This window comes from Phytobacter sp. MRY16-398 (genome assembly GCF_003925915.1).
Classification (GTDB): domain Bacteria; phylum Pseudomonadota; class Gammaproteobacteria; order Enterobacterales; family Enterobacteriaceae; genus Phytobacter; species Phytobacter diazotrophicus.
In genome coordinates this window covers 3,372,552-3,398,345 of the sequence record NZ_AP018756.1, presented here as the reverse complement: position 1 = coordinate 3,398,345, position 25,794 = coordinate 3,372,552, and the positions used below count along the sequence as shown (strand labels likewise).

General features: G+C 52.9%; 28 protein-coding genes. 12 read left to right on the top strand and 16 right to left on the bottom strand.

All coding sequences use genetic code 11. The features are described 5' to 3' along the window. Positions 1 to 6 precede the first annotated feature (6 nt). Entirely contained in the window at positions 7 to 975 is a 969-nt protein-coding gene (locus tag MRY16398_RS16615; protein WP_125124835.1) for an FAD:protein FMN transferase, read from the top strand. Here the strand turns inward: MRY16398_RS16615 and dcuR are convergent. Both dcuR and MRY16398_RS16605 read right to left on the bottom strand, forming a co-directional pair. Further along, positions 956 to 1,675: a two-component system response regulator DcuR gene (dcuR, locus tag MRY16398_RS16610; protein ID WP_039079337.1), complete on the bottom strand. Its 720-nt coding sequence runs from the start codon at positions 1,673 to 1,675 to the stop codon at positions 956 to 958. The two genes, MRY16398_RS16615 and dcuR, sit on opposite strands and share 20 nt — an antisense overlap. Then, a complete protein-coding gene (locus MRY16398_RS16605) occupies positions 1,672 to 3,249 on the bottom strand; it encodes a sensor histidine kinase (RefSeq protein ID WP_052249278.1) in 1,578 nt (525 codons plus the stop codon). Before MRY16398_RS16605 ends, dcuR begins: the two co-directional genes overlap by 4 nt. Positions 3,250 to 3,467: 218 nt before the next feature. Between MRY16398_RS16605 and MRY16398_RS16600 the strand changes: the two genes are divergently transcribed. Continuing rightward, a complete protein-coding gene (locus tag MRY16398_RS16600; protein ID WP_039079336.1) occupies positions 3,468 to 4,340 on the top strand; it encodes an N-acetylmuramic acid 6-phosphate etherase in 873 nt (290 codons plus the stop codon). Positions 4,341 to 4,474: 134 nt separating this feature from the next. Here MRY16398_RS16600 and MRY16398_RS16595 read toward each other — a convergent pair whose 3' ends face one another. Together MRY16398_RS16595 and MRY16398_RS16590 are read right to left on the bottom strand one after the other, a co-directional pair. Beyond that, positions 4,475 to 4,957 carry an RES family NAD+ phosphorylase gene (locus MRY16398_RS16595; protein WP_125124834.1) on the bottom strand — a complete coding sequence of 161 codons (483 nt, stop codon included), beginning with the start codon at positions 4,955 to 4,957 and terminating at the stop codon, positions 4,475 to 4,477. Between the two features lie 129 nt (positions 4,958 to 5,086). Then, entirely contained in the window at positions 5,087 to 5,980 is an 894-nt protein-coding gene (locus MRY16398_RS16590; RefSeq protein WP_125124833.1) for a LysR family transcriptional regulator, read from the bottom strand. Positions 5,981 to 6,231: 251 nt separating this feature from the next. Here MRY16398_RS16590 and MRY16398_RS16585 point away from each other — a divergent pair, with 251 nt between their 5' ends. Further along, positions 6,232 to 7,443, top strand: coding sequence for an MFS transporter (locus MRY16398_RS16585; protein ID WP_125124832.1), 1,212 nt, complete (start codon positions 6,232 to 6,234; stop codon positions 7,441 to 7,443). A 57-nt stretch (positions 7,444 to 7,500) separates the two neighbouring features. Here MRY16398_RS16585 and MRY16398_RS16580 read toward each other — a convergent pair whose 3' ends face one another. Then, a complete protein-coding gene (locus MRY16398_RS16580; protein ID WP_039079333.1) occupies positions 7,501 to 8,031 on the bottom strand; it encodes a glyoxalase superfamily protein in 531 nt (176 codons plus the stop codon). A gap of 383 nt (positions 8,032 to 8,414) precedes the next feature. Between MRY16398_RS16580 and MRY16398_RS16575 the strand changes: the two genes are divergently transcribed. Next, positions 8,415 to 8,930: a GNAT family N-acetyltransferase gene (locus MRY16398_RS16575; protein ID WP_125124831.1), complete on the top strand. Its 516-nt coding sequence runs from the start codon at positions 8,415 to 8,417 to the stop codon at positions 8,928 to 8,930. A 99-nt stretch (positions 8,931 to 9,029) separates the two neighbouring features. On the opposite strand, the gene MRY16398_RS16570 is transcribed toward MRY16398_RS16575, so the two are convergent. Then, a complete protein-coding gene (locus MRY16398_RS16570) occupies positions 9,030 to 9,923 on the bottom strand; it encodes a LysR family transcriptional regulator (RefSeq protein WP_125124830.1) in 894 nt (297 codons plus the stop codon). Between the two features lie 159 nt (positions 9,924 to 10,082). Between MRY16398_RS16570 and attM the strand changes: the two genes are divergently transcribed. Then, positions 10,083 to 10,877: an AttM family quorum-quenching N-acyl homoserine lactonase gene (gene attM, locus MRY16398_RS16565; protein ID WP_172600708.1), complete on the top strand. Its 795-nt coding sequence runs from the start codon at positions 10,083 to 10,085 to the stop codon at positions 10,875 to 10,877. 280 nt (positions 10,878 to 11,157) lie between these two features. Here attM and MRY16398_RS16560 read toward each other — a convergent pair whose 3' ends face one another. Then, entirely contained in the window at positions 11,158 to 11,604 is a 447-nt protein-coding gene (locus MRY16398_RS16560; RefSeq protein ID WP_125124828.1) for a hypothetical protein, read from the bottom strand. Between the two features lie 332 nt (positions 11,605 to 11,936). Here MRY16398_RS16560 and MRY16398_RS16555 point away from each other — a divergent pair, with 332 nt between their 5' ends. After that, positions 11,937 to 13,115 carry a dienelactone hydrolase family protein gene (locus MRY16398_RS16555; protein ID WP_125124827.1) on the top strand — a complete coding sequence of 393 codons (1,179 nt, stop codon included), beginning with the start codon at positions 11,937 to 11,939 and terminating at the stop codon, positions 13,113 to 13,115. Between the two features lie 87 nt (positions 13,116 to 13,202). Here MRY16398_RS16555 and MRY16398_RS16550 read toward each other — a convergent pair whose 3' ends face one another. Next, positions 13,203 to 13,628, bottom strand: a complete 426-nt coding sequence (locus tag MRY16398_RS16550) for a winged helix-turn-helix transcriptional regulator (protein WP_125124826.1) — start codon at positions 13,626 to 13,628, stop codon at positions 13,203 to 13,205. 128 nt (positions 13,629 to 13,756) lie between these two features. Between MRY16398_RS16550 and MRY16398_RS16545 the strand changes: the two genes are divergently transcribed. Next, entirely contained in the window at positions 13,757 to 14,668 is a 912-nt protein-coding gene (locus MRY16398_RS16545; protein WP_125124825.1) for an NmrA/HSCARG family protein, read from the top strand. 167 nt (positions 14,669 to 14,835) lie between these two features. On the opposite strand, the gene MRY16398_RS16540 is transcribed toward MRY16398_RS16545, so the two are convergent. After that, complete coding sequence (locus MRY16398_RS16540; RefSeq protein WP_125124824.1) at positions 14,836 to 15,672, bottom strand: MipA/OmpV family protein; 837 nt, start codon at positions 15,670 to 15,672, stop codon at positions 14,836 to 14,838. Between the two features lie 205 nt (positions 15,673 to 15,877). On the opposite strand from MRY16398_RS16540, the gene MRY16398_RS16535 reads away from it, so the two are divergent. Genes MRY16398_RS16535 through MRY16398_RS16525 form a run of 3 tightly spaced genes read left to right on the top strand, consistent with a single transcriptional unit; the run spans position 15,878 to position 18,428 of the window. Continuing rightward, on the top strand, positions 15,878 to 16,555 hold the full coding sequence (locus MRY16398_RS16535) for a response regulator (RefSeq protein WP_071194861.1): 678 nt from the start codon (positions 15,878 to 15,880) through the stop codon (positions 16,553 to 16,555). Next, a complete protein-coding gene (locus MRY16398_RS16530; protein ID WP_125124823.1) occupies positions 16,555 to 17,958 on the top strand; it encodes a sensor histidine kinase in 1,404 nt (467 codons plus the stop codon). Before MRY16398_RS16535 ends, MRY16398_RS16530 begins: the two co-directional genes overlap by 1 nt. Positions 17,959 to 17,990: 32 nt before the next feature. Continuing rightward, on the top strand, positions 17,991 to 18,428 hold the full coding sequence (locus MRY16398_RS16525; RefSeq protein ID WP_125124822.1) for a hypothetical protein: 438 nt from the start codon (positions 17,991 to 17,993) through the stop codon (positions 18,426 to 18,428). A 200-nt stretch (positions 18,429 to 18,628) separates the two neighbouring features. Here MRY16398_RS16525 and MRY16398_RS16520 read toward each other — a convergent pair whose 3' ends face one another. Continuing rightward, positions 18,629 to 19,345 carry a class I SAM-dependent methyltransferase gene (locus MRY16398_RS16520; RefSeq protein WP_125124821.1) on the bottom strand — a complete coding sequence of 239 codons (717 nt, stop codon included), beginning with the start codon at positions 19,343 to 19,345 and terminating at the stop codon, positions 18,629 to 18,631. Positions 19,346 to 19,434: 89 nt separating this feature from the next. Between MRY16398_RS16520 and MRY16398_RS16515 the strand changes: the two genes are divergently transcribed. After that, on the top strand, positions 19,435 to 20,217 hold the full coding sequence (locus tag MRY16398_RS16515) for a helix-turn-helix transcriptional regulator (RefSeq protein ID WP_125124820.1): 783 nt from the start codon (positions 19,435 to 19,437) through the stop codon (positions 20,215 to 20,217). Positions 20,218 to 20,348: 131 nt separating this feature from the next. On the opposite strand, the gene MRY16398_RS16510 is transcribed toward MRY16398_RS16515, so the two are convergent. The 6 genes from MRY16398_RS16510 to MRY16398_RS16485 form a co-directional block, all read right to left on the bottom strand. Beyond that, a complete protein-coding gene (locus MRY16398_RS16510) occupies positions 20,349 to 20,585 on the bottom strand; it encodes a helix-turn-helix domain-containing protein (RefSeq protein ID WP_039079320.1) in 237 nt (78 codons plus the stop codon). A 2-nt stretch (positions 20,586 to 20,587) separates the two neighbouring features. Beyond that, positions 20,588 to 21,121: a DUF2975 domain-containing protein gene (locus MRY16398_RS16505; RefSeq protein ID WP_071194866.1), complete on the bottom strand. Its 534-nt coding sequence runs from the start codon at positions 21,119 to 21,121 to the stop codon at positions 20,588 to 20,590. A gap of 25 nt (positions 21,122 to 21,146) precedes the next feature. Then, positions 21,147 to 21,494, bottom strand: a complete 348-nt coding sequence (locus tag MRY16398_RS16500; protein ID WP_071194867.1) for a hypothetical protein — start codon at positions 21,492 to 21,494, stop codon at positions 21,147 to 21,149. Continuing rightward, positions 21,481 to 22,596, bottom strand: coding sequence for a serine hydrolase domain-containing protein (locus tag MRY16398_RS16495; protein WP_125124819.1), 1,116 nt, complete (start codon positions 22,594 to 22,596; stop codon positions 21,481 to 21,483). Before MRY16398_RS16495 ends, MRY16398_RS16500 begins: the two co-directional genes overlap by 14 nt. Positions 22,597 to 22,607: 11 nt before the next feature. Beyond that, the gene (locus tag MRY16398_RS16490; RefSeq protein ID WP_103245659.1) at positions 22,608 to 23,414 is read right to left on the bottom strand and encodes a MipA/OmpV family protein; all 807 of its coding nucleotides are present in this window, start codon (positions 23,412 to 23,414) and stop codon (positions 22,608 to 22,610) included. Between the two features lie 240 nt (positions 23,415 to 23,654). After that, positions 23,655 to 24,557, bottom strand: coding sequence for a LysR family transcriptional regulator (locus MRY16398_RS16485; RefSeq protein WP_125125693.1), 903 nt, complete (start codon positions 24,555 to 24,557; stop codon positions 23,655 to 23,657). A gap of 90 nt (positions 24,558 to 24,647) precedes the next feature. Here MRY16398_RS16485 and MRY16398_RS16480 point away from each other — a divergent pair, with 90 nt between their 5' ends. Then, the gene (locus tag MRY16398_RS16480) at positions 24,648 to 25,664 is read left to right on the top strand and encodes an NADP-dependent oxidoreductase (RefSeq protein ID WP_172600707.1); all 1,017 of its coding nucleotides are present in this window, start codon (positions 24,648 to 24,650) and stop codon (positions 25,662 to 25,664) included. Positions 25,665 to 25,794: the final 130 nt, after the last annotated feature.

Below are 25,794 nucleotides of genomic sequence, written 5' to 3'. Positions count from 1 at the left end.
GTGAATATGGAACAGCAAGAAGGTGTCTGGTCATACTCCGCCGTCCTGATGGGATCGCCGATCCTGCTCAAACTGTTCAGCCACAACCCCTCGCTTGCCGCCGACACCTTTCGCCTGATCAAACGCTATGAAGATCTGTTTACGGTCAACCGCACGCCTTCGCAGGTGATGGATATCAATCTGGCCGCCGGGCAGCATCCGGTGGCGGTTAGCCGTCCGGTCTTTGCATTAATTGCCTGCGCGAAGGCGGCAAGCCTGGTCAAGGGCGGCTGCTTTAATCTGGCGATTGGCCCGCTGGTCAAGCGCTGGCGGATTGGTTTTCGCCACGACAACACCGTACCGCCCGCTGAGGAACTGGCTGCACTGCTGGCGCTGACCGACCCACAAAACGTATTGCTGGACGAGGCCGCAGGCACGGTTTATCTGGCGCGTTCGGGGATGGAGATCGATCTGGGGGCGATTGCCAAGGGCTATATTGCTGACCGGGTACGCGATTTCCTGCGTCGCGAAGGGGTCACGCAGGCGTTGATTAATCTTGGCGGGAATGTGCATACGCTCGGCGCGCCACAGGGCGGGTGGGGCATCGGACTGAAAAAGCCGTTTTCGACGGCGGATGCGCTGGTGGGGGTTATCGATGTGCAAGATAAATCGGTGGTCACGTCGGGAACCTACGAGCGCTATTTTGAGGTAGACGGCAAACGTTATCATCACATCCTTAACCCGGCGACGGGATACCCGCTCGACAACGAACTCGACAGTGTGACGGTGATTTCAACCGACTCACTCGATGGCGATATCTGGACCACGCTGCTCTATGGGATGGGGGTGGAACAAGGATGCCAGGCGCTGCGCAACAAGCCGGAGATCGAAGCAATCTTTGTCACAAAAGACCGGCGGGTGGTGGCCTCATCCACGCGTAATGTCCTTTTTACGCTAATGGATGATAGCTACACCTTTACTGACAGTACTGCTTAAGCAATCCGTACTGCTCTTCCAGCAGGCGATAACGATAGACCGGGCGACCCGTCACCCCATAGTGGATGGTGGTAAATAAAATGCCGATCTGCGCGAGCCACATCAAATACTTACGGCAGGAGACGCGGGAAATATTGACCGCGCTCGCCAGCTCATCGGTCGAAAACTCGATATCCGGGTGCGCATCAATCCACTGACAAATGGTCCGCAGCGTCTGCGGAGTAAGCCCTTTTGGTAAGCGTCGGGTATCGGCAACCTCCTGCGGCCCGCCATGGAGCAGCCTGTCCACATCCGCCTGTTCGTAATACTGCTGCGCGCTCATCAGTTTCTTCTTTTCCTGCCAGTGGGTCAGGGCTTCTTCAAAGCGTGGAAACTGGAACGGTTTGATTAAATAATCCACCACGCCGTAATGCATCGATGTCTGAATGGTCGCGGCATCGGAGGCGGAGGAGATCATGATGACGTCGATTTTCCGTCCACTGGCGCGAATGATCGGGAGCAGTGACAGGCCATTATCCTGCTGCATATAGACATCAAGCAGGATCAAATCGATATCCAGCGCCGGGTCGTTAATCATATTTTCGGCCTGACGCAGGGTGGAGGCGACACCACAGCAGGTAAAGCCAGATAGCCGCGTGGTATAGACGCGGTTCAGCTCCGCCACCATGGCGTCGTCATCGACAATTAATACATTAATCACACGCTCTTCCTCTCACTGTCCCATGGGAGTTGTACAAAAAATTGAGTAAATACGCCAGGTTCCGACTCCACCGTAATGCTGCCACCGAGATTTTCGCACTGCTGGCGGGCGAGGAACAGCCCGACGCCCCGGTTTTCGCCTTTGGTTGAGTAACCTTTGTAGAAAATGGCATCGATATGTTCCGGGGAGATACCGGGACCATCGTCGCTGACCTCGGCGCTTAACCAGCCGTTTTGATAGTGCAGCAACAGGCCAATTTCGCCATCGGATTGATCGGTCATGGCGTCGAGGGCGTTTTCAATAAGATTACCCAGAATGGTTACCAGCGCCGTCACCTGCTGCTGGTTGGGGTTATCCGGCACCAGGGATTCATTCGCCAGAGTCAGGATAACCCCGGCTTCTCTGGCACGATTGATTTTACCCAGCAGAAAACCTGCTACGACGGGCGTCTGTATCTGATGCTGCAGGGTGCCGATGTCGTTCTGATAACCTTCTGCCGTCTGTAACACATACTCTTCGAGCGTGTCATAACGCTTCATGTTGAGCAGGCCGAGGATCACGTGCAGCTTGTTCATAAACTCATGGGAGTGGGCGCGGAGAGCATCCACATAATTGACCATCCCGTCGAGACGTTGCAGTAGCTGACTGATTTCGGTTTTATCCCTGAATGTGCTGACCGCGCCAATGACCCCATCCTGGCCGCGCACGGGCACACTGTTGCACAGCAGCAAATGCCCGTTGCAGCCGATCTCCTGATCGGACAGCGGCTGTCCGCTTTGCAACACGGTTTGCAGGTCGGCAAACAGCGGCGTGTGGCGAATATCGCGGGTGCCGTGGTTATTGGTGCTGAGCAACATCTGGCGCGCGGCCTGGTTGGCGAGGGTGATATTGCCCTCGCGATCAACGGCAATAACCCCCTCTTTGAGCGATTGCAGCATGGCCTGGCGCTGTTCAAACAGGGTGGAGATTTCATAAGGTTCCAGGCCAAAAAGAATACGCTTGAGCACCCGGACCAGCGCCCAGATGCCAAGCGAGCCGACCATGGCGCTAAAGAGCATGGTGAGCAGCAATCCCCAGCGGCTGTGGCTTATCTGTTTATCCACTTTACTGAGCGAGATACCGATGGCGACCACGCCGATTTGCTGGTGTCGGGCATCAAATACCGGTGTAAAAACGCGCAGCGCCTCGGCGAGGACGCCGTGGTTGACCGAGACATTCTCCCGGCCATGCAGGGCGGGGATCAGATCATCACCAATAAAGTGTTTGCCAACTTCACTGGCCTCGCGATGTGACAAACGGATGCCGTCCATATCGGTCACGACGACAAACAGCAGATCGTTTCTGCGTTGTACCGCCTGGGCAAGGTCCTGCACCGTTTGGCTCCCGACAGGCATCGAGAGCGCGCGTTTGATCTCCGGTTCATCGGCAAGGGTGCGTGCAACGGCCATCGCAGTGTCCTTCACCCCTTCCCGGGTGACATTGGCGATCTGGACAAAATAGAGCGCGTAAACCACCAGTAACACCGAGCCAATAACGCTGCACAGCATCAGCGTAACCAGGGTACTGAGTTTCATGGTGCGTTTGCGCGAAGCAGGATGTGGATGCCTTCCGTTCACTGCGGCCTCAAAATCATTCACAGAAAGAGGGTAATTATCGCCGAAGGGGCGCATATCTCAAAGCGGCTAACGGCTTGTCACCTTTGGATTTATCCCCTCAGTTACGTGACACGTCTCGCAAGGCAATTATATGAATCGCTTTATAGTAGGGCAGGATAAATAAAAAGGAGGTAATGATGAGCACTTTGTTAACGGTAGCGGCGAAAGCGCGACGTAATGACCGGACAACGGAGATAGACAGACTCTCAACAGACGATGTCCTGCAACTCATTCATCAGGAAGATGTCGCTGCTCACGACGCGGTGGCGCACTGTTTGCCTGATGTAGCGAGAGTGGTTGAGCATGCCGTGGCGGCACTCAGTCGCGGCGGGCGAGTTGTCATTATCGGGGCCGGCGCCTCTGGCGAACTGGCGCAGCAGGCGATTAATGATTTTGCCCCGGACAGCCAGACACAGGTGCGTTGCATTGCGGTTAATGACACGCATGCCGACGACTACGACGGCGGGATTGGTGCCCTACAGGCGATAAATTTTAACCACAATGATGTGCTGCTGGCGCTCACGCTAAGCGGTAAAACGCCGTGGGTATGGGGCGCGCTGCGCCAGGCTAACGAGACCGGCGCAATGGTGGCGGTACTTACTTCCGATCAACATAGCGAAGCCGCAAGCCTCGGGGATATCGTGATTGCGCCGCCAACGGGCGCGGAAGTGGTTGCGGGCTATGGGAATCCCAAAGCACGGCGCGCGCAGCAATCTATTCTGACCATGTTAACGACCACGCTTGCCATCCGCAGCGGCCGGGTATACAGCAACCTGCGGGTGGATATTCCGGCGACGGAAAATAAATGGCAGGAGCGCCAGATAGCGATCGTGATGGCGGCCAGTGATTGTTCACGCAAAGAGGCAAAAGCGGCGCTGGCAAGCTGCAATCAGCAGTGCAAAACCGCCATTCTGATGCTGCTCAGCGGCATGGATGCGTGGGATGCGAGCGAAGCACTACAGCGCAATAACGGCCATCTGCGCCTGGCGCTGAAAGAGAAGAGAGGGTGAGTTTCGGGCCACATGGCATAGGTCATGTAGCCTGCGTTGTGGAGTAAAACCGTGAAAAGCTGAGGAGCGTGGGTAAATCCACGCGCCTCAGAAGCGCAAGACCGTGCGATCAAGAAACGGCTGCACGCTTCAATTCATTCAAGAAGAGACACGCGCGAATGCGTGTCATGATTCCAGCTAAAAAGCACCAGATGCCAGAGTCCCGGTGCTTTTCGGGAAGGGTCAATTAACCCCTTTATCCCAAGAGACGTCAGACGGTTACGCACATTCCACGACCGGGGGACACCGCCTTCACGCACGATTTCCTGCCAGGGCGCAATGGCATCATTCAGGTCAATACCTGCGGCGAACAGCGCCTCAGCATTTCTGAGATCAATAATTTTATCGCTGATAACACTAACCCTGACGATTTCAAGGTTGCGACTTCTGTTACCGCTGTGCGACTGCATGGCCGCTTCTACCCCTTCTGGCGAGGAACTGAGGTACAGCGTAGGTTGATGGCTGTCTGAATATCTGCCCGGCGCTCTGGAACCCGATAACGCAAAATGCCGATATGCGGGATCAATGGCCCGGTAAAAAACCCCATCGATATTCGTTAAATAATTTGTCAGATCCATACGTTCTCTCATTTCTCTTCTGAGAAATACCCTCTACTGCGGGCGCCCGTCACCCATCTGGTTTGCCTGCCAGCGCTGGTTATGCCTGGAAAGCACAAAAAGCAGCAACAGTCGGTTAGCGTGAAATACTTATGGCAGCGCCAGATGAGCTTTATGTTCATCAAATAATGCAATTAAGTGGTCGGCAACGACTCTGACCCGTCGTGACCCGGCTAAGTCTGAATGCATCACCAGCCATAACGGCTGATCCACACCAGGATCGGGATTAACGCAGTGCAGACCGTTTTTCCTTGCCATAAAGTGCGGTAAAACGCCTAAACCGAGACCCGCTAAAACAGCGGAGACCTGAGCCGCGAGCGTGTTTGCTTCCAGCCTGCATGGCCTGCCGCGAAGCATTCGCGTTATCCAGCGCGCCGCAGGCAGGTGTTGGTGTGATTCCGGCCAGCCTATATAGTGCGCATTTTGTAACGAGACTCCCGCGGGCCCGCCAGATACTTTTTTAAGATATGCCTCAGCGCCGTATACGCCAAATCCCACCGTTCCCAGACGTTTTAGCGTCAGATTTCCGCTCTCTGGCTTGACCATGCGTATCGCTAAATCGGCATCTCTGCGATGCAGATTAACTGACTGCACGCCGCTGAGCACTTCCACCCGCAGTTCAGGGTAGTTGTTCATCAGCCTTTCCAGCGAGGGCAGGATGAAATGCGTAGCCAGGTTGTCCGATGTTGCCAGCCGGACAAGCCCTGCAACATTACCCTGTAGTTTAGCTTTCTCACCAAAAGCGAGCCCCGCGTATTCCAGCGCTTCCGCCTGCTCCAGTAGCGCTTCACCATCATCCGTTAACCGGTATCCGCTCTGATGTCGGCTGAAAAGCGGCACGGACAGCGACTGCTCAAGCCTGTCCAGCCTTCTTGAAATCGTAGCGATGCCCATTTCCAGAGCTTCTGCTGCGCCGCTCAACGTCCCCGCGCGGGCGATGGCCAGAAAAATGCGCGTATCGTCCCAGTTAAAATTGGCACTCATAGTTTTTCCGTTTATGGAAAACGGCTCTCCATTTTCAGGTCTGTTTTATCGATTTTAACAAGTTAATACTGTCGTTCCCATAAGGAGATAAATATGAAAAAACCAACATTAACGCCATCGCTCAACCTGGCTGCCATTCCCATTGCCGGACCTCGATGCGCTGTTCAAGAAATGAAAGGCGCGGCTGCCTGAAATCACTAACCAAAAAACGCCTCAGTCACATTTCCACTTTTTTTAAGAGTATTTATTTTATGAATGAAACGGCTGTACACGTAAGTTTCGTGCCGGTGCGCGCCTGGCTGGCAGTTACCGTACTTGGGATCAGTGCATTTTCAATCGTGACAAGCGAGCTTGCGCCGGTTGGTATGCTCAGTACCTTAGCAAAGGATTTGAATCAGACTGAATCCGGGGCGGGTCTTGTCGTGACCGCCTATGGCTGGGTTGGTGCGCTCGCAGCGCTGCTCTCCGGCGCGATACCCGCACGCATTTCCCGCAAGACTCTGCTTGTTGGCCTGATGCTTATTCTTGCTTTGTCCTGTATGGCTGCAACTTTTTCTTCTTCCATGAGCACATTTATGAGTGCGCGCATGGCCGGGGCACTTGCGCACGGTGCGTTCTGGGCAATGATTGGCATAGTGGGCGCGCAGCTTGTTCCGGCGCAAAAGCTTGGGCTTGCCACCTCAATCATTTTTGGCGGCGTCTCGGCAGCCAGCGTTCTGGGTGTACCTCTTTCGAGTTTTATTGCAAGCATGGCCGGATGGCGTAATGCCTTTATGCTCATTTCGCTGCTGGCGCTGGCTGCCGCCTGTGCATTATTCTGGACGCTTCCCGCACTGGCGGCGCCGCAGCCACTAAGGCTGCGTCTTTACTGTGGGCTATTCAAAAACCCGGTGCTCATGTCCCTGTATTGTGCAACAGCCTGCATTATTTCGGCCCATTTCGCGGCCTTCACCTATCTGGAACCCCTGTTGATGAAGGTCCATGGCGTACCGGCGGCTTCCGTCTCGGGTTTGCTGCTGGTGTTCGGGCTTTCTGGCCTGGCAGGGAATGTCATTGCCGGTAAGCTGATTGACCGGCATCTTAAAACGCTTATTTTCACGTCACTTCTTTTGAGTGCCCTCGCACTCGGTATGCTTGGTATGAGTAGCGTCGCACCTCTTCCTTTCTGGTTAATGGGGATGCTGCTTGCCTTGTGGGGGGCGGGTATTTCGATTGTATTTGTCGGGTTGCAGACGTGGTTACTTCATAGCGCCGGCGATGCCGCACAACCGGCGTCAGCCATTTATGTCGCAATTTTTAACGCAGCGATAGGAACCGGTGCCCTTGCGGGTGGCCAGGTGTTAGCCGTGACAGGCTTTCAGGGGCTGGCGTTACTGGCAGCAGGTATTATTGTGGGCAGTATGATGCTTGTACTGGTGTTGAAAAATCCCGTGAAAATGCACCAGGGAAAATTCGACTGCTGATAAAAACGCGGCGATGGCATAAGGGACGCAACAGACTTGCGCCCCTTACTTTAATAATTAGCTTTGACAGAAACGGAGCCGGTTGCCAAAGGGATCATGGACTTCCATAACCTCTCCCCAATCCTGCTTGATGATTTCCGGGCGACCGTAACCATAATGTTTGTCGTGTAGTTCCTTTCTGAACAACGCAATATTGTTCATCGGGATAAATATCGTTGCGCCTGGGGTGGCGTCACCGTGATGTTCAGAAAGATGCAACTGCAAACCATCGCGGACGATGCCCATATACAGGGGTAAGTCGGGTGCAAAACGGTGTTCAAACTCAACGCTGAATGACAGAAATTCAAGGTAGAACTCCTGTGCTTTTCGGACATCAAAAATTCGCAGGATGGGTATCGATTTACTGAACTGAATTTGAGACTCAGGAACCTGCGGACGTAACGATGCCGCCGCCGTGTTCCAGTCTCTAAAGCCTAACTGATGCGAAACCATTTCGAGTGCGGTGGAGTAAGAGATCGTCTGCTCATGTAACGCAAGAGAGGCTTTTAACTTTGCAGCCATGTGTTTGGCTTGCTCGATAGAAAACATAATTGCTCCTGTCGTCAGGAAATGAGGGTGCTCGCATTACCACATCCCGACCATCAAGAGTGGTTGAATCAATGAAGTTGAGAACAAACATGCTTTCACCTTTTCCCATTGGGAAGCGAGCGGCAGGCAGCATGAGCCCTGAAAAAGAATACCCAGACCCTGGACATTCCTCAAGCTTTCGGGGCGTATGAAGAGGGCGGCTACCAGTCCAGGTAGGTAGGCGTAATAGATATCAGATGCAATAAACACAGCGCCCGTGTCTTGCTCACCGCAGATCTGACGCCCACTGAGTGCGAGTAGATGATGTTGCTTACATCATGATAAGTTGATTCAGGATGAGTAGGTCACCGAAGCCAACACCTTTACGTAAAAAGGAATGTCAGATGGATTTAGAAACCGCACGTCTAACGCTTGAACCTTATAATGACTCACACTACGAAGGTTTAAGAAGGATGGATAGCGATACCCGTGTGATGCGTTATATCAACCAGGGTATTGCTAAAACACCCGAAGAGACCTGGGAAGGTATCAGACGTGTTCAGGCCCGTTGGGAGCGATACGGGTACTCGTGGTGGGTAATCAAAGAAAAAGCGTCCGGGGAGATCGTTGGTGCAGCCTGCCTCCAGCACCTGGCAAATGTGGATGGCGCGCCGTTAGAGATAGGCTGGCGACTCGTCCCGGAACATCATGGCAAAGGTTATGCGACAGAAGCTGCTAAAGCGATTATTGCTTTCGCGGTAGAGCGAACAGGCACAACGTATCTGGTGGCTGTTGCCGATCCTGACAATATCCCCTCGCATCGCGTTATGCAGCGCTTAGGGATGACGTATAAGGCAATAGAACAACATTATGATGTGCCCTGCGTCGTTTATGAACTTACGCTTCAACGTTCTGAGTAAGGGTTATTAATCATTCTGGGGAGGCGAATATCCTTTCGCTCCTCTTCATAGCAGACAAGGTTGCGCTGTCGACGGGCATGTGTGTGCCAGACGCAGATGCTATTGCTGGCACATCAACGCAAGCAGTGAATCTTTGAGATACCCCTCCAGCAGAGATGCGCAAATGCGTGTTTCATATGACATCATGCCCGCCGGTGGATGAAGCAGCCAGGCAGTAAAAGGCGGGACCGTGTAGTGGCTTAAAAGGGGGATTAGCGCCCCCTTTTCCATTTCGTTTTTGCAGACCGGAAATTGCAAAACACCGATGGCATGACCAGCTAATAACCAGGTGAGGACACTGCGCCAGTGAGTGGACTGTAATTTAACATCAACGGGAACGTTAATGAGTTGGGCATCAGCGTTGATCAATGGAATGCGATGGCTGGCAAATACACCAGAAACAGCAGCAAATGGATAACCAGCCAGCGCATCCGGAGAGTCCGGATAACCCATTCTGGCCAGCAAAGCAGGGGAGGCGAGCAACACTCTGCGCACGCTACCAAGCGGACGGGCGACAAAAAAACCTTCTGAGACCTCTCCCAGCCTCAGTGATAAATCCACCCCCTCCGTGACAGGATCGATAACGCGGTCGTTAAAAATGACATCGATCTGTAGTCCTGGATGTTCGTTCTGAAGCTGCAACAGTGCAGGCATCAGCAGGCTTTCCCCGGCAGAATAGGGCGCCGCAATACGGATTTTGCCTTGCAGCCCCTGATTTTCTTCATTCACGGAAAGCGCGTGTTCTGCCGCCTGAATGGCCGCTTTGCTTCGCTCATAAAACAGATTACCGCTATGCGTCAGAGACATGTTCCGCGTGTTGCGCCTTAGCAAACGCGTACCAAGATGTGCTTCCAGTTTATCTATTCTTTCACTGACGGCGGGTTGGCCAATGCCAAGATCGCGGGCTGCAGCCGACATGCTGCCCCGCTCAACGACCCTGATGAATATGCGCATTGCTGAGAAGAGATCCATTTAGCAATTATATCGGTTTTACCGATAAATGTAATTCGACACAGGTATCTACTGCTCTTCTGCGAAATGATGAAAACTCAACGCTCAGGTAAGCGTTAAGCAAAATAGTAATCTATTTCATTGAATTATTGGTGGAAGGTAATTATGTCAGATATCAGGCTTTTCATGTTCCAGTCAGGAACGCAGCAGTGTAAATATCAGCATATAAGGATGAATCAGGGCGTGGGAGAGAATTATGAAATTCCTGTCCCCTGGTTCCTGCTGACACATCCGGATGGTTTTACTCTGATTGACGGTGGTCTGGCTGTAGAAGGATTGAAAGATCCTTTTGCCTATTGGGGAAGTGCGACAGAGCAGTTTAAACCGGTGATGTCAGAAGAGCAGGGCTGCCTGGAACAGCTTAAAAGGATTGGCATCGCCCCGGAGGATATCCGCTATGTGGTACTGTCCCATTTACACTCCGATCATACGGGGGCGATTGGCCGTTTCCCACATGCCACTCATGTGGTTCAGCGGCGAGAGTATGAATATGCCTTTGCTCCTGACTGGTTTACATCTGGAGCCTACTGCCGACACGATTACGATCATCCTGAACTTGACTGGCTTTTTCTCGACGGCTTATCAGATGACAACTATGACCTTTACGGTGATGGCACGTTGCAGTGTATTTTCACGCCAGGGCATTCACCGGGACATCAATCTTTTCTCATCAGATTACCCGGCGGTACATATTTTACGCTGGCGATTGATGCGGCTTACACCTTAGATCATTACCATGAGAGGGCGCTCCCTGGCCTGATGACATCCGCCACTGATGTCGCTCACTCTGTCCGCAAGCTGCGCCAGCTTACCGAGCGATATAACGCGATATTAATACCCGGTCATGACCCTGAGGAATGGAAAAAAATCAGGCTTGCTCCCGCCTGGTATAGTTGAATCATTGCTCGCTCTGTAGTAGTGCATTGAATTTGGCCACCTGAACAGATGTGATATGCTCATGTCGGAATAATACAGGTGCCCTGATGAAAAAAGGAATTTCAGTGCAGCGTTGAAACGTAAATTCGTTTAGCTAATTATTGTTCAGAACTACACCGTGGCTGAAACAGCCACTGCAACAATAATCCAGGGAGTCGGGCAATTACGGGGCGAGCGTTCGGGAATTAATATAAAGGTGTTTAAGCGCCTTTTAATGTCCCAGAGCCAAACCATAACTGTTTCATGTTTGGCTTAACGATTTGATTATTTCAGAAGCGAACTGAGAGATTAATTCATTGCTGTGTTCGGATAGTAACGAAAAACGGGGGAGTTCGGCGATAAGACGCTCTCTGGTTGGCTCAAAATAGTCGGGAGCATGCGGCCCTGTCTCTATACAGCATTGGGCGAATCCCCATAAGATGTCGAGTATTTCAACCGTAAGTAACTCATCGGCGCTATCAAGAATCTCTAATATAAATGGAAGGGCAATATATCCCGCTGGCGCCATAGAAACATGCTGATGACAGAGTCCGCACCAAAGCTTATGACTGGCGGTCATTGCTGCCTCGTGATCGTCAGACGCTAATTGTAATAATAGCTCAGGAACATCGTTTGCGGGTCCATATGCTGTACAGGATGAATTCCAGTTTATAGCATAGATTCTTTCCTCCAGCGATGCATTATTCATCGGTAATTTCCTTTGTTCTTAATGAGTATAATCAACAGTTTTTTTGCATTAACGATAATGTAACCAAAACTCGTGCTATTAAAATAAATAGCCTTAAGCGCACCACTGCTATTATAGCCATTTGGCGGTTCTAAAGTCAGCATCTAACTTGATAACTGTTTTAAGGAAAATCCACACCTCATACATATTTACTTACGTTAATGTTCTTCATCTCACTTGGTGGATTAAGGATCTTAAGTCATTAATACTGGGACTGTCAGCGTTAGCGTTTTTACCTGTCAGTACGCAACTGCAAAGCGCTATATCTCCAGGCCAATTAAGGATATCTTCTGATGCGCAGCCGTTTTATAACCCACGCAGTATCTTTTTTTTTGCCATTGACAGGCTTCATCATAAGTTTACCGGGGCACGCAGAATCTTTAACGGACAGGGCCGAATATCAACAGATAAGCGGGCTTATCAGGGAACCTCTCACGCTGTCCGTCACGTTAAATAACGGCCAGCCTGCAATACTTGATGCTTTTGTCACACGTCCGGTTAGCAAGAAGCCTTTGCCGGTTGTGTTAATCACCAATGGAACTACCGGTAAGGCCGAGTTTGACCGCTGGACGCTTAACCCAAACCGGTACTCCTCAACAGCAATCGCGTTTGCACGCCATGGATATGCTGCAGTGGTCGTCCTGCGGCAGGGATATGGTCAGTCCAGTGGCGCTGCGGAATATGCAGGACACTCGTGCATTCAGCCCTTTCATCTGCAGGCCGGAGAGCAGGACATCCAAAATATGGTTGCGGCGCTTAACGCTGTGCGCCGGAATTCATGGGCATCCGTTGATAATGCGATGCTGGTTGGTATGTCCGCCGGTGGATTTGCCGTTATCGCAACGGGTGCCACAAATCCGCCAGGCGTAAAGGCAGTGATCAATTTTGATGGCGGCAGAGGGGCTATCGACGGGAAATCTCTTTGTGATAAGACGGGGCTGATGAAATCGTATGCACAATACGGAAAAGCGGCGAAGATCCCTTCGCTGTGGCTGTACGCAGAAAACGATAAGTCGTTTCCCCCGGATACAGGCCGAGAGATGTTTAATGCCTATCAGCAGGGTAAAAGCCCGGCCCGGTTCGTCGTCATGCCTCCTTATGGGAAGGATGGTCATGTCTTTATGGATTCTGCGCCGGAGAGTTTCTGGTGGAATACCGTCGCTACTTTTCTTGAGCAGTACCATCAGCCGTTTCAGGAGATAATCAGGCTTCCCATCGTAAATCTCATTGAACCGCCAGCCCTCAATGCTGCCGGAAAAAAAGCCTTTTCCGAGTATGAAACAACGCAGCGATATGAAAAAGCCTTTGCCACCGATCCGGACGGAGACTGGGGCGCTGCATACTGGGCCAGAAACAGTCAGGAAGCTGCCGCAACGGCGCTTAATATCTGTACAAAGGAACAACGGAAAGGGGCACCTCAATGCACGCTGTACGCTATCAACAATAATTACGCCGCAGAGAAAAGACACTGAAATAAGCGGATAGAACCGCGGTCCTGGACCAGCGTGGCTGACACCCGTCTGTTTGCGTCATGCATAAAAATCAGGTTTCACTCTGAATTAACACGATGGTGTCGTCTTTTTCCCGGCTGCCTCATCGAAGGCTTTTCGGGACGCCTCAATATCCTGCCATGTATCCCTGATCCAGTCGGTGAATCCGGCGAGGGGTTTTAGCATCGAACGACCACGGTCAGTGAGCTGATATTCCACCCTGGGTGGAAGCTCCGGGTAATAATAACGGTTCACGAGACCATCTCGTTCCAGGTTGCGTAGCGTCAACGTCAGCATACGTTGTGAGATATCGGGAATGCCGCGTCGGATGGCGCTAAATCGCAGGGGGATATCAGGCGAAAGCGACAGCAGCGAAATAACAAGAATGGTCCATTTATCACCCAGCCTTTCCAGCACACTTCCTGGGGCACACGGCGTCAGTTTCGGTCCGTCGGGTGTTTCAATGATCGGTCTGCCATTAATCTCACGCACCATAACTTTTCTCCGCTGAAGGCTCCTGATAGTTACCTCTGTGTAACCAGGGACCAAAAATGTGCCGTCTTGTGGAGGAAATCATAATAGTTCCATACTGTGACCTTCAATAGTTACTATCGAGAACTTTCATGAACAAAACAGCAGAATTTCTTGTTTTTGGCGCCACCGGACAACAGGGCGGGGCGGTGGCGAATGCGCTACGGGCGGCGGGCCGTGAAGTCAGGGCCTTTGTGCGTGATCCGCATAGCGAAAAGGCGCAGGCATTGATGGCGGCAGGCATCACGCTTGCCGTCGGTAATCTTTTTGACAGGGCTTCCATTGAGCGGGCAATGGTGGGCATCAAGGGGGTTTTCAGTGTTCAGACCAGCTCTCCGCAGGGAGAGATAAGTGATGAGCAGGAGATCATTCAGGGAAAAGCCATTGCAGACAGTGCCCTGGCGGCCGGAGTCAGCCATCTTGTTTATTCTTCGTCCGGCGCGGCGGGGAAAGGCCCTACAGGTATGGGGCATTTCGACAGCAAGTCGGAAATAGAAAATTATGTCCGCTCTTTGCCACTTTGCTGGACGATCACGCGTCCGGCCAGCTTTATTGAAATACTGATGCTGCCCGGTATGGGGCTGAACACCGGGAATTTTTCCTTCTTCATGCAGCGTAACCAGCCGATGCAAATGATCACGCTGGACGATCTCGGGCGTATCAATGCCCGCATTCTGTGTAACCCGCAACAGTTCGCCGGAAAAGTGCTGGAAATCTCCAGCCAGACGCTGACAGGGGAGGATCTGGAGCGTGCTTTCTCAAACGCCGCAGGTTTCCCCATCCACTATCAGCGCTTTCCCGACGCACTATTAACACAAAACAGCTTCCTTCGTCGGCTTACCGAACTGGTAGACAATGGCATTGTCGCGGGCGTTGCTGATATTCCGGCACTGGAAAAGATGTTCGGTGAAATGATGAAATTGGATCAATGGCTTACGGGACCCGGAAGACAACACTTTCAGGCCGCACTTAACGCCCCACAGGCTGAAATCGCGCTACGATAAACCTTTATCGACAACGCTCTGGCTCACCGGCCACGTTATTCCAGCGTGGCCTTTGCTAACGGCACATCCGACGTCGCGCCCCCCGTCATCTGAGCCGGGACGGCGCGAAAGGAATTCATTGAGATTGCATAGCCATAAGTTTGCCGGAAACGCACCGCGAACAGCAATCAGAAGCGGTATGTCACCTTCAGGCTTCCGGTGGGCGATGTTTTTCGCTGAACAATGGGGCTATTACGTGCATCCCCCGTTAATTGCGTAAAGCCAGCTTCGGTAATCACGCTCCAGTCCTGATTAATCTTGTACGTCCAGTCAATATTCGTGGACCAGGCATAAATGCCGGAACCGGCATCATATCGTGTAAAGCCCGATGCGGCCGACTGCGATGCGCTTACCCCGTAGTAAGTCTGCATATACTTGCTCGTCCCCCAACTGCCGGTTAGCGCCAGCGTCACGGCATTGCTCGATGACTTATAGAGCGGGCTGACAATGCCGAAATGCAAGGCCGTACCATTGTCTCGCTCAGAAAGGGGCACCTCAGCCTGCAATTGCACATTAAGCCAGTCGGTCACCTCATACCCCAGGGTCGGCACACCGATAGCTGAACCTTTGATATCGCCCATACCGCGTAAATTGTCGCTTCCGCCGTTTATCGAGTCGCTGTCCACGTCACGATCTTTACGGCCTGCACGGTAGCTCAGCGCTGCGCTGTAATTAAATTTGCCGATGTTGTTGCCGTAACCGAGACCGCGCGTGGTGCTGACGAAGAAGCCGTTTGCCATAGCGTAATCAACTACCAGGGCAGTGGTGACACGACTTTTATCCGAACCCGAATAGTAGGGCGCAACATCCACGCCTCCACCCAGGGTCAATTCGTTGCTCTGTTTCTGTTCCGCCGCCAGTACCGGGGTGGTCAGTAATGCCAGGACAACGCCCGGCACCATTTTTTTCAGGCTGCGGCACGGAAATGAACAGGGGGACTCAGGATGCAGGTTTCTGTTTTTCATTAAAGAAGTCCTTGTTGATTCAACTGATTACAAGGCAAACGGTTGTTAATCGCCAGAATGCTCAGTGTGAATGCTTACCCTAAAGTTCTCATGAGCCAAAAATGAAGAAATGCTGAAGCAAGTGCCAGTGCTGCAAACCTGATGGATTTCCTGCTACCGTCTTTTCTTCAGACGATCTTCATTCACTGTTGATACAGTAACCATTGTGAAAATTCTCCTAATCGAAGACGACCTGGATCTGGGCAACGGCGTGCGTATCGCCCTTGCAGATCAAGGGTTTGATGTCATATGGGTTCGCCGCAAAGAGGATGCGCTGCATCAGATCGATGCCTGCGTGCCGGAACTCGTGTTGCTTGACCTTGGGCTGCCCGACGGTGATGGCATGAGCCTGATGACGTACATGCGTCAGCAGCTCAAAGGGATCCCCGTCATCATCCTCACTGCGCGAGGCACCCTGCAGGATCGCCTGAGCGGGTTGGATGCCGGTGCAGACGACTATCTCGTCAAACCTTTTGTTCTGGCCGAATTGTTGGCCAGGGTGAGGGCGCTTGCGCGCCGCAGTTACGGTTTTCAAAATGAGGTGATAGAGATTCGGGGGTTAACGCTTCATGTGCCGACCCGACGCGTGACAGTGAGCGAACGTCATATTGAATTGACGGCCAGTGAATACGCGCTGCTTGAAATTTTAATGTTGCGCACCGATCGCGTGCTGACACGCAGGTTTCTGGAAGAGAGGGTATTCGGCGCAAAAGAAAATATGAGCAACGCGCTCGATGTGCATATGGGCAATTTGCGTCGCAAAATTGGCGAAGGCTATGTGCGAACGGTGAGGGGCGTAGGGTATGTCATTGATACCGTGCCTATCCAGAAAGGGGAAGGTTGATGCGAAATTTCTGGCGACAACTGAGAACCCCAACGCTCGTGCGGCGAATTATGGTCGCTCAGATGCTCCTGCTTACACTGCTTTGGTCTCTATTTCTGACCTTCGTCTTGTGGGAGGACTTGCGCAGCCCCTCAATACTCACGGGCAGTAAGACCTACGACGCCATTTTTACCCTGGTTCAGAGTATGGACGAGCGACCGCAGGAGCGAACCGCCGTGCTTGACGCGTTCAGCAAGGCGTTGCGGGAAGGTTATGGCGGCGGTGAAGATCCTGAGCTCTCAATCAGCCTGATTGTTCGCAAGAATAAAGCACTCATTTATTCATCCCCTGGCGCGCCGACAGGGGTGATAAATACCCGGTTTGGGGAGATTCAGCGTATTCAGAGCGAAGGGCGCGCCTGGACTGGTCGTACGCTCAAGTCAGACAACGCTGACGTGGAGGTAACGCTTGTTACCCCTGCCGCAGGCTGGAATTTCTTTTTTTCTCTGAACTCGCGTGGCTACTACATATTGCCGCTGCTGGTGTGCATTCCTTTTCTTTTGTTTCCAGCGTGGTTATCCATCCGTATTGCGATGCGCCCGTGGAACAAAGTGGTTAATGAAGTTTCCTTACGACCATCAGACGATCTCTCGCCCTTAAAAGAAGTGCCGAAGCACAAGGAGCTTCGCCAGATGGTTGATGCGATCAATATCTTTCTTGCCAGGGTGCGGGAAAGCACGGAACGGGAACGGGTATTTATTGCCGATGCCGCTCACGAGTTACGTACGCCGCTCGCGGCGATGCGTATCAATGTTGAAGCGTTGCAGTCCTATGTCAGCAGCGACAGGCAACAGGAGTTGCTGGCAGGGATTATTCGCAGCAATAGCCGTGCGGCGCGTCTCGTTAATCAGTTGCTATTGCTGATGCACAGCGAAGCGCGCATTGACACGGTAATGGCGCCTGTGCCGCTGACGACGCTCATACAAGAGCGTATGGCGGCGTTGTCACCGCTGGCTGCTGAACGCGGGATTGAGCTTGAATTTTACTCCCATGACGAAATCTGGGTGACCGGCGTCAGGGAACGCCTGATGTCGCTTATCGACAATGTCATTGAAAATGCCGTGAAGTACAGCCCGCAGGGCGGGCGGGTTGAGGTAGAGGTCCGAACACGCGATGAATCCACGCAGCTACGTGTCTCAGACGCCGGCCCTGGCATTCCCGTTGAATTGAGGGAGCGCGTATTTGATCGATTTTTTCGCGATCCCGGGCAGATGCAAAGCGGAAGCGGCCTGGGCCTGGCCATCGTCAAAGCGGTTGCCCAGCAACACAACAGCAGCGTAAGCCTCAGTACATCTGCAGAAGGTGGACTGATGGTGACGGTTGACTTCCCCAACCCCCAGGGACGCCTGAAACACAACATCTGATCCCTGCCTGGCGGAGGGCCTCTACCAGAACAATGGAGTTGAAAGTGAAATACCTGTCTCTGGCAACACTGTTCTTTTCAATCTTCATGAGCGGGTGCGCCATCACTGTCAGTGATTTAAAAAGCAGCCAGTCATCTTTTGATGGCAGTTTTACCAGCCAGACGGGGCCCTCCGATACCTATAGAACCTTACGGCACATGGCAAGGCAGTGCCTGGAATATGAGGCCTATTCAGGAAATCCGGTTATCGTATTAAGTGAGTTTGACGCGGAGCACAAAGAAGGTGAGATCAACCAAAAGTACCTTGCGGATGGACTGTTGATTAACAACACGCTTATTCAGGTGGAAAACCAGGGTAGCGACAACGCGAAGGTCAGCTTATATACCACCAAGAACATCCTGAGCGTGGGGATCCGGTCGCCAAAAATAGGTGATATAAAGCGCTGGATCGGCGGGGATAAAACGTGTTAGCTCAACACGCTTGTAGAGATTCAGGCTTGTTCTCAGATGGCGTGGCGGGTCGTCATGCTGTTTTGACTTATTTAAACTCAACGGATTAACCCCGCCAGCAATATCAGGATCGCAAGATGTGTCCGGCTAATGAAAACAGATTTTGCCTGTGCTGGTATTTCAGGAAGAAGAAAAATACCCGCAGAATATCCGTTTCTCGCTCATTTCTCCGCTGACATACGCAGGGCCAGCCAGGCCCCCCAGAACAAACTGGAAAAGAAGCGAATCGGGGCCTCAAATCCGGCGCCAAAGAGTAAGGCAAAGACATCATCTTCTGACCGTGGTGGCTCTGCGCCCTGCAGAATTTTGTTCATTTTAGACCGGACCTCTTCGGGTTCAGCGCCATTCATTCGCCAGCGATTTGCCCATGCGGCCATCAGCACGGGTTGCGATGCGTAAGCGCGATAGTTTCCTGCAACGACCAGCGGGGCATTCGGTTTCAGGCGCATCGCAATCTGGGTCAGAATATCGTGTTTTGCCTCATCGCCTGGCAGATGGTGCAACACGCCAATCATAATGGCGGCATCGAAGGCGGGGGAGGCATCCAGATCAGAAACCGCACCGGGAACAGCTTCAACGCGGTCGGCTATTGCGGCACTGGCGATATTGGCACAGGCAAGATCGAGCATTGGTTGAGAGGGATCGACGGCGACAAAAGACCAGCGAGGCTCCAGTGTCGCAGCGGCGATGATCTCCCCGGCAGTTCCTCCGGCCCCCACCACCAGCACACGCGCAGGCTTCGCTTCGCCCAGCACGGCCGAGAGCATACATGCAGAAAGTTCGTGGCAGGCATCATATCCGGCCAGCGCAATCCGGCTTTGTTGGGCGTATTCCCTTGCGCGAGTGGCGTCGAATTTAGCAGCAGAATCTTGGGTCATGGCATCTCCAGGCAGTCATCCAGGTAGTAGGTCATTCTCTCTCGTTGACGTAGAATAAAAGATTCTGGGTAATAAAGTTCGACAAATACATGATTGAAAGTCTGAATATTCCACGAAGATATGATCGTCTGACGGCCTTCCTGCACGCTTTTCCGCTCCATGTGGAACAGTGCGAGTCGCCAACGTCGGCAAACCTGCTGATTATCGATGTGAATTGCTCAGGCGGGCCGACCCATTTGCTCTACCGCGCCAGAACATCGGGTGGTCTGCCTGCCGGGGCGACGCTGTGTGCCGCCGCGAGGGTTGATTTTGGCGGCAGTGCGAACCCACTGGTTAGCGCATTACCGGACGAGCTGTGCTTTTCCATGGCGGAGATGCCGCAATTACTTGGCCTGGCTGAACTGATCGTGGCGGAGTACGATGTGAACCGTTGCGGTGGCGGTGCCGTCCAGACCCGGTTGTGCGAAGTCGTGGTGGTATTAGCCATTCGTCGGGCAATCGCGCAGGAAACCGTGGATGCAGGGCTGTTAGCGGGACTTGCCCACCCTAAACTGCACAGGAGCCTTGTCGCTATACACGATGATCCGGCGCGGAAATGGCAGATCCCCGACCTGGCTGCGATTGCCGAAATGTCCCGCGCGCAATTTATCGAGGTGTTCAGGAAAACGGTCGGCGCCTCGCCGGGGGCATATTTGACCAACTGGCGGTTAGCGCTGGGCGCGGCCAAATTACGATCCGGACGGAGCGTTAAATCCGTCGCCGCGATGGTGGGCTTTGGCAGCGCTGAGGCATTCTCGCGCGCATTTATGCGTAAATTCGGTTATTCGCCCGGGAAGTGCAAAGTGCAAGGAAACCATAACGACACGGCATAATCAGGCTGGTCTGCCGCAATCCGCCATTGTGGTTTCGTCATGTGTGACCCCATTCTGTTACTGGCTGGTTTATTCATATCTCTGAGGGGGGCTGGAATGTCTCAAATGACGTTTCACTTTCAGTGAGCCAGTCAGAGTGCGTCATCCGGTGCGGCTGGTGGGCTATCCGGCTCCCAGGAAATAATATCGCCGGGCTGACACTGCAGCGCCTCACAGATTTTTGCCAGCGTATCAAACCGAATGCCTTTAACCTTCCCGGACTTGAGCAGCGAGAGATTCTGCTCGGTGATGCCCACAAAGGCTGCCAGCGCTCTGGACGTCATTTTCTTCTCTACCAACACTTTGTCCAGATGAACCACGACAGCCATAATCAGATAAACTCCTTATTTTCTTCTTCCGCTCTGATCCCCTCAACCAGGGAGTGAAACGTCACAAGCAGCAAGCCGCCCGCTAATAACAGAACAATATCGCCGATCAGCAGGGTGACCTGGTAGAAATGTTCCGGCCACCAGACGACCAGAGGGATCAAAAAGCGGCACACTGGCAGGACGATCCCAAGGCTTAGCATCGCTATCGCGATTTTACGTACACTGTGCGCCAGCGCCTGAGTGAGGATCTGTTTTTGGCGTACCAGTTGCGTGACTTTCATACCTTGCCAGATAGCAAAAGCAAACAGCCCCGTCGGGAAATAGAGAATCACCAGCAAAAGTAGCTGGTTAAGTGACGATACCGTCGTGGTTGGCAAATTATCGCCCTGAATCTCGGCGAACCTGAGCATACTGGAAATAAAAAACGACGAACCCGTGAAATACATCCACAGCGGTGTAATTACCACCAGGATAAGAAATAGCGGTAGCACGCCGGTGATGAGCGCCAGGCTGATTTTATTTCTCGCACCTTTCACAATGAACCTTCCTGAATAATACGCACTATTTTAAGACCAGTATGCTAAAGCATGACATAAGCATCAGCGCGATAGCAATCTTGCTGGCGTTCAGACCTTTAGCGCCGCGTTTTAGCCAGGGGTTTGGCCATACGCGGTAGACACCAAAAGCGATATATGATGCCTGAATCGCCCAGGTCAGCATTCTGAATAAGTAACCCGGCTTACTGAGGTGCGTTATTGTCTGCATCATCTCCACGCAGTAAATAATAATGCCAACGGTCAGGATATAATTGACTAAGCGAAGTTTGTAATGCGAAGCCCAGTTTCCGCACACAAACAACATGGTCGAAGCAAAGGCGAGTATTGCCCAGAGAATATCAATCCAGTTCACGGTGTGCCTCTGTTTCAGAAGACGGCTGGGTGAGTAACAGCCGAACAGCCGGACCAATCACCGGCCATCCGGTGTCGGAGAGGATAACCACGGCGCTTTTACGCTGCGGATCCAGGGCGATAGCGCTGGCAAACCCCGAGGACTCGCCGTCATGCCAGGTGATATCGCGCCCATGTATGCGGGTTGTAAACCAGGCATAACCAATCCGTGAATCGGGATCGTCAGTGGCAAATCGCGGCGGCATCGCTTCGCTTCCTGCGAGTTTTCCTGCCAGTAACGCCTGCGCATAATTTGCCATATCGACAATGGTCGATCGTACTCCCGCGGCGGGGGTAAATGCGTGCAATACCCACGGCGCTTCGCTGAATCCGGAAACTGACCAGCCGTGGCTGAATGTAGGGGTGACGGGTGTCGAATCATCTGCGATGACGGAGCTTTTCATTTGCGCTTGCGCAAAAACCCGTGTGTGCAACAACGTGGCAAAAGATTGATGTGATGCGCGCGCCAGCGCCAATCCCAGCAGGGCATAGCCGGTATTGGAGTAATCAAATACAGCGGGTTTTTCAACGCGGGTGGTGTTCACCATCTCTATTAATGTCTCGTCATCGTAATTCCAGAAATTGTCACGCAGGATGATGGCCTTAATCACCTGAATTTTCTGTCGTAATGATGTCGCCAGCGGCGGCAGGCCAGAGCGATGTGATGCCAGTTGCTCAAGTGTTATCTCGCTCGCCGGGCCAGTGATTTCCGGGACGAGTTCTCCTACGCGGGTTTGTGCCGTTGCTTCACCGCGTCGCTGCGCTTCAATCAGCAGGCTGCTGGTCATGGTTTTGGTCAGGCTGGCAATTTCATACTGTTTTGCATAATCACTGTTCCACAGCGCATATTGTACGCCTCGCGGGGTGATGAAGGCGGCGGCAACGCTGCCTCTTGATCCTTTCAGCAAAGGGGTTAAAAACGAGGCTACCGTTGCATCTCCCGTCTGATGCAAAGACGGTGAACTAAATCCGGGTTGCAGGTAGATCCCCGCCGCTATCAGCGACACAAAAGCTGTACCGGCGGCTAACAACCGCGTACGACTGCGCACAGAGTGCTTCTTCATTGTTGTCCGCCTCAGAATTCATACTGAATCAGTGATGACAGGGTGTACTGCATTCGGCTTTTCACTAACGGACTCTTACCCGCCTCATCAAACAAGTATGCCGCGCGACCGCTCACTCCTGCGGCTACGTTTTCGCTAATGTGCCAGACCAGCCCGGTAGACACTCCACCAAGCTGGAAACCCGATGACGGGCGATAGACAGAAAAATCAGTGCGTTGCGCCTGGCTTGTGGTGACACCGTAATGGCGCTGCTGATAACCGCCGTTCGCCCAGGTGATATCGCCAGCGACTGAAAAATCGACATCCCGCCAGTGCCATAGCGTTGCCTTCACGCCACTGTTTAACGTCATGCCCGGATCCTGCGTTTCGCCCCCGTATCGGTGCTTTTGTGTTGCACTTAATGCGCGCAACCATACCATCCAGCCCTCACGTTGATACCGCAATTCCGCACCCGCCATGAGGATGTCGGACAGGTCTCCCATCCCTTGCAAGTCACGGTTTTTTCTGCCGGAAAATGGGTAGTTGAACACCTCTTTTCGCCCCTCATCCGGTGTTAACAGCAGGCTCACGGCAAACGGGGAATCCGCTGGCAGCGTCCATGCCAGACCGTCTGTAGACAGATCCCAATATCCCCAGCCATCACTCTTAAGGCTTACGCCACCTTTGAGTAACGGACCTGGCGCAGCGTGCTGTGACCCCGAATAGACGGGGCTGACTGCAACGCCGAGACCCGCGTACCCGGACAGATCCGCGCTGTGTAAAGGAACACAAAGCATGATTCCCGCAAGCGAAACGCCATATTGCAGACTTCTTTTCATTCGATGCCTCTCCTGGCAAACGGTAGGTTGAAGTGTGTGCAGGCTAGCCTGGAGTTTATCGTTTTACAATAAATTTTTATTGTTTTATATTAAGTCAACTGAGCGGATAGATGATTTCAGGAAATGGCGATGCCACGGTGTACAGGTAAGAAATTTATTGTGACAGGCGCGACGCTACGCATTGCGCCTGACGAGGCACATTTGACAGTGCTGTGAGTGTTATCGCTAAAAACCGGTAGCTTAAAAATGGCTAAGCATATGATCCAGAAAAGCGCGTACCGCAGGATTGGAACGTCGACTTTCATGCCACACGGCCGACATGTCATGCCGCTCCACCGCGAAATCACAGAGCAGCGGAACAAGCTTTTTGTCGCTTACCCGGGACGCCGCCATAAAATTCGCGGCCATACCGATTCCGGCGCCGGCAACAATGGCGGCAATGACGGCTTCGCTGGTATCCGCAATGATCGTTGATGACGGCACAATGTCTATTTCGCGCTCCCCGACGCGAAACGGCCAGCGAAAAAGCTGCCCTGTATTTTGATAACGCAGATTAATCGTCGTATGCCCGGATAAATCATTGGGATGCAGCGGAGGGGCGCAGCGGGCTAAATAGTCAGGCGAGGCGTAACAACCTATCTGATAGGGGGGAAGGCGACGCAACAGGAGGGTGGAATCCGCGAGCTCGCCAAGTCGAATGGCAATATCAATATTCTCATCAACGAGGCTTACTCGCTGGTCGCTCAGGCGTAGATCAATGGTCACTTTTGGATGAAGTGCGCAAAAGGCGGGAAGGAGAGGGGCAATCATATGGATACCCACCGGCAGTGACGCCGCAATGCGTAATATCCCTGCGGGCTCCGCGCGAGCGTGTTTCGCTATCTGTTCAATCTCCTCCGCATCCCGTAGCAACCGCAAAGCCCGCTCATGCAGTTCGCGCCCTTCGGCAGTTAACACCAGTGAGCGTGTCGTTCGGGTGAATAAGGTAATGCCGAGTTGTTTCTCAAGGCGCTGAATACTTTTACTGATGGCTGAGGGGGAAACAGAAAGCGAACGGGCAGCGGCACTATAGCTACCCAGAGCGCCTGCGCGAGCGAATGCAATAAGACCTGTGAGCCTCTCAAAACCGATTTGTTCCTTCATGGCATAAGTAAAGCGAAATTCAGCCATATTATCAACCTGGGTTATTGATCCTATGCTCTGTCACCTGAGGTCTTTTAGAGCGAGATGATGATGACTGAGATGATGAAAGCAGTACAACTCCATGCGTTTGGCGGGCCAGAAAACCTGCTTTATGAAGATGCACCCAGACCACATGTGGGCAACGACGATGTCCTGGTGCATATGCAGGCGGCCAGCCTTAACCCGCCGGACTGGTATCTGCGCGATGGCTTTCGCACACTGCCACCGGAATGGCGCCCCGATCCCGTTTTTCCCCTTATTTTGGGTACTGACGTATCAGGCATCGTTGCCGCCGTCGGTAAAAATGTGACTGCGTTTCGCCCCGGAGATGACGTCTATTCGATGGTGCGTTTTCCTGAAAAGGTGATGACGGGCAGCGGCGCCTATGCAGAATATGTCAGTGTGCCTGCATCCGAACTGGCACTCAAACCCCAGGGGATTGGGCATGTGGAGGCCGCCGCCGCGCCAATGTCGCTGCTTACCGCCTGGCAGTTTCTTGTCGACACAGGGCATGATGCGGTTAATCCCTTCCAGCCTTTTCCTCATAAAGCCGTGCCATTAAAAGGCCGGACGGTGCTGGTCAATGGCGCTGGCGGCGGCGTGGGGCACCTTGCCGTGCAAATCGCCCGCTGGAAAGGGGCGAAAGTTATCGCTGTGGCCTCTTCGCGCCATGAGGCGCTGTTGCGTGAGCTGGGGGCCGACGAATTTATCGACTACACCACAACGGCAGCCGAGGAGGTGGTCAACAATGTTGATCTGGTTCTCGATGCGGTGGGCGGGGCGCATATGGAACGCTTTCTGCGTTGTATAAAGCCAGGCGGGGCTCTTTTTCTGGTTAACCCTTTGGGTTTTTCCGCAAGGGACGAGGCCGCGCAAAAAGAGATTACGGTCTCTTCCACCCAGGTACGCTCCAGCGGCGCGCAATTAAATGAAGCAGTCCGTCTTCTGGAAAATGGCCTTGTCCGGGTGGTTATTGACAGTACCTATCCGTTAGCCCAGGCCTGCGCTGCCCATCAGCGTGCTGCGATGGGCGGGATTCAGGGTAAAATTGTGCTGACAAACCTCTGATAATGACTCCTCTTACGAGTTAATGAATACATCGCAGGGCTATGCGCCACAGGGGCATGACTCTATACTTATCAACGGTTCAGGTCAGGCTATACCGGGTCTCTGTATCGCCTGGCCTCCTTGCGGTAAC

What these genes read in the sequence shown, in the direction of transcription:
- MRY16398_RS16615 (WP_125124835.1), top strand. Translation starts at nt 7, where the DNA reads ATGGAACAGCAAGAAGGTGTCTGGTCATACTCCGCCGTCCTGATGGGA.
- MRY16398_RS16605 (WP_052249278.1), bottom strand. Translation starts at nt 3,249, where the DNA reads ATGAAACTCAGTACCCTGGTTACGCTGATGCTGTGCAGCGTTATTGGC.
- MRY16398_RS16600 (WP_039079336.1), top strand. Translation starts at nt 3,468, where the DNA reads ATGAGCACTTTGTTAACGGTAGCGGCGAAAGCGCGACGTAATGACCGG.
- MRY16398_RS16595 (WP_125124834.1), bottom strand. Translation starts at nt 4,957, where the DNA reads ATGGATCTGACAAATTATTTAACGAATATCGATGGGGTTTTTTACCGG.
- MRY16398_RS16590 (WP_125124833.1), bottom strand. Translation starts at nt 5,980, where the DNA reads ATGAGTGCCAATTTTAACTGGGACGATACGCGCATTTTTCTGGCCATC.
- MRY16398_RS16585 (WP_125124832.1), top strand. Translation starts at nt 6,232, where the DNA reads ATGAATGAAACGGCTGTACACGTAAGTTTCGTGCCGGTGCGCGCCTGG.
- MRY16398_RS16580 (WP_039079333.1), bottom strand. Translation starts at nt 8,031, where the DNA reads ATGTTTTCTATCGAGCAAGCCAAACACATGGCTGCAAAGTTAAAAGCC.
- MRY16398_RS16575 (WP_125124831.1), top strand. Translation starts at nt 8,415, where the DNA reads ATGGATTTAGAAACCGCACGTCTAACGCTTGAACCTTATAATGACTCA.
- MRY16398_RS16570 (WP_125124830.1), bottom strand. Translation starts at nt 9,923, where the DNA reads ATGCGCATATTCATCAGGGTCGTTGAGCGGGGCAGCATGTCGGCTGCA.
- MRY16398_RS16560 (WP_125124828.1), bottom strand. Translation starts at nt 11,604, where the DNA reads ATGAATAATGCATCGCTGGAGGAAAGAATCTATGCTATAAACTGGAAT.
- MRY16398_RS16555 (WP_125124827.1), top strand. Translation starts at nt 11,937, where the DNA reads ATGCGCAGCCGTTTTATAACCCACGCAGTATCTTTTTTTTTGCCATTG.
- MRY16398_RS16550 (WP_125124826.1), bottom strand. Translation starts at nt 13,628, where the DNA reads ATGGTGCGTGAGATTAATGGCAGACCGATCATTGAAACACCCGACGGA.
- MRY16398_RS16545 (WP_125124825.1), top strand. Translation starts at nt 13,757, where the DNA reads ATGAACAAAACAGCAGAATTTCTTGTTTTTGGCGCCACCGGACAACAG.
- MRY16398_RS16540 (WP_125124824.1), bottom strand. Translation starts at nt 15,672, where the DNA reads ATGAAAAACAGAAACCTGCATCCTGAGTCCCCCTGTTCATTTCCGTGC.
- MRY16398_RS16530 (WP_125124823.1), top strand. Translation starts at nt 16,555, where the DNA reads ATGCGAAATTTCTGGCGACAACTGAGAACCCCAACGCTCGTGCGGCGA.
- MRY16398_RS16525 (WP_125124822.1), top strand. Translation starts at nt 17,991, where the DNA reads ATGGAGTTGAAAGTGAAATACCTGTCTCTGGCAACACTGTTCTTTTCA.
- MRY16398_RS16520 (WP_125124821.1), bottom strand. Translation starts at nt 19,345, where the DNA reads ATGACCCAAGATTCTGCTGCTAAATTCGACGCCACTCGCGCAAGGGAA.
- MRY16398_RS16515 (WP_125124820.1), top strand. Translation starts at nt 19,435, where the DNA reads ATGATTGAAAGTCTGAATATTCCACGAAGATATGATCGTCTGACGGCC.
- MRY16398_RS16510 (WP_039079320.1), bottom strand. Translation starts at nt 20,585, where the DNA reads ATGGCTGTCGTGGTTCATCTGGACAAAGTGTTGGTAGAGAAGAAAATG.
- MRY16398_RS16495 (WP_125124819.1), bottom strand. Translation starts at nt 22,596, where the DNA reads ATGAAGAAGCACTCTGTGCGCAGTCGTACGCGGTTGTTAGCCGCCGGT.
- MRY16398_RS16490 (WP_103245659.1), bottom strand. Translation starts at nt 23,414, where the DNA reads ATGAAAAGAAGTCTGCAATATGGCGTTTCGCTTGCGGGAATCATGCTT.
- MRY16398_RS16485 (WP_125125693.1), bottom strand. Translation starts at nt 24,557, where the DNA reads ATGAAGGAACAAATCGGTTTTGAGAGGCTCACAGGTCTTATTGCATTC.
- MRY16398_RS16480 (WP_172600707.1), top strand. Translation starts at nt 24,648, where the DNA reads ATGACTGAGATGATGAAAGCAGTACAACTCCATGCGTTTGGCGGGCCA.